Origin of the sequence: Pseudoalteromonas rubra, assembly GCF_000967655.1 — a bacterium.
Taxonomy (GTDB): Bacteria; Pseudomonadota; Gammaproteobacteria; order Enterobacterales; family Alteromonadaceae; genus Pseudoalteromonas; species Pseudoalteromonas rubra_A.
The window spans coordinates 1-1,442 of sequence record NZ_JXYA01000051.1; the positions used below are offsets into that span (position 1 = coordinate 1).

Consider the following 1,442-nt stretch of genomic DNA (forward strand, 5'->3'; position numbering starts at 1 on the left):
AACATCTATGTGTGCAATGTCTACAGGGGTTGTTAGTAAACTCATGATCTGTACTCCTGAATAGCGGCGCTTGCGGCCATGGCTTTTAGCTGGTCCATCGTCATTAGGTGCACGGTTTTTGGGCCCTGCGGTGTGGCCTGCTTACCCAGCCAGGCAATGGATTTTTGACTGCGATGCTGTTTTTTAGGCAGATCTGTGTCTTTGAGTGTCATCATTTGGCTCCGTTAATTCAGTAAGTCGAGGGTTTGTTGTGGTTCGTCGAGCTGTTCAGCTTCGAGCTTGTGATAGGCCAGATCCTGCATCAGCAGCACAATCTGTTCAGCAACATGCTGCGCGTTGCCATTGCCTGCCTCCAGTTGCATCGTCATACCAATCACCTGGTTAGCAAACTGGTTCAGGTGGCTCAGCGTGGGCATGCTGGGCTTTTTACCCTTGGGCATATCAACCACCAGCTTGTCCAGGCTGTGTGCCATGTACTGCAATGGGTATTCACGCCCGGTTGCGGCCATATAGGGGATCAACAAACTGGCAGGCATATCGCCATTACCCAAATACTTGTACAGCATATCGGGGCTTACACCGGTTCTGTCTGCAATACGTGGTACGCTCATATTACGTGTAGCTTGCGCGTGCTCCTTACACAGCTGCAAGGCTTCCGGCAGGCTGCGCGCTACAACCCGGCTCCATTGGCGGCGTTTAGGCTTGGTCATAATCGCCTCCATTTTGCAATGCTGTAGCAGGGATTTTGCCGTTCCAAAAATTCAGTTTTTTTGGAACTTCACTTTGCCCCACCTGGCTGGCTAGTATTTGATCATCGCCAGTACAGAGGATCAAACCATGCAAACCAGCTTTCATAACCATCAGTTTAATAACTTGCTTGAGTGGCTGTGTGTAGACGACAAACCGGTTCAACATATTAAACCTGTGAGCGCACAGGCATTGCGAACTCTTCTCCTGGCGCTGGGCCAGTACAGGCATATTGAACGTCGGGTGTTTGTAAACAGGCTCTACCAACAACAAAACGCGGCTTTGTTGGCGCTGATAGCATTGTGCTATGTAAAACGTGATCAGCTTCATTGTGTGGCTCCTGTAAGGTCGGTAACTCAGTTACTGATTAGTTGGTTACTCAGCCCTTACGAGGCCAGTAGCTGTTGAACGGCCTGCACCTGATCCTGACGGCGGTGCTTACGGGGAGAAACATAGTGCGGACAATCAGAAAATACTTCTCCGACGGGTTTGTCCAGGACTTTGGCGATTGCCTCTGCAATGCGCAAAGACTGGGTTTGACGACTGATCACGCCAGAGACGGCTGTGAGCGAAACGCCAATGGCTTCAGCCATAACACTGAGCGAAACGCCCTTTTTAGAGAGCGCTTGCTTAATTTGATCTGCGCTCATAGGTTTAATTTCATGTGCTTTCATAGTACATTACCGTTTTGGTTG

The 1,442-nt window shown here is 49.9% G+C and carries 4 protein-coding genes; all 4 read right to left on the reverse strand.

The genetic code is table 11. The features are described 5' to 3' along the window. Positions 1-41: 41 nt before the first annotated feature. From TW77_RS25265 to TW77_RS19400, 4 genes are read right to left on the reverse strand one after another with little or no spacing between them, the layout of a single operon-like run. Positions 42-215: a hypothetical protein gene (locus tag TW77_RS25265; RefSeq protein ID WP_156158716.1), complete on the reverse strand. Its 174-nt coding sequence runs from the start codon at positions 213-215 to the stop codon at positions 42-44. A 9-nt stretch (positions 216-224) separates the two neighbouring features. Continuing rightward, positions 225-710, reverse strand: coding sequence for a hypothetical protein (locus TW77_RS19390; RefSeq protein ID WP_046006629.1), 486 nt, complete (start codon positions 708-710; stop codon positions 225-227). Further along, entirely contained in the window at positions 697-1,077 is a 381-nt protein-coding gene (locus tag TW77_RS19395) for a hypothetical protein (RefSeq protein ID WP_046006630.1), read from the reverse strand. The genes TW77_RS19390 and TW77_RS19395 overlap by 14 nt, the downstream gene beginning before the upstream one ends. Positions 1,078-1,133: 56 nt before the next feature. Further along, positions 1,134-1,421 (reverse strand): helix-turn-helix domain-containing protein, encoded by a 288-nt coding sequence (locus TW77_RS19400; RefSeq protein ID WP_046006631.1) that lies wholly within the window; start codon positions 1,419-1,421, stop codon positions 1,134-1,136. Positions 1,422-1,442: the final 21 nt, after the last annotated feature.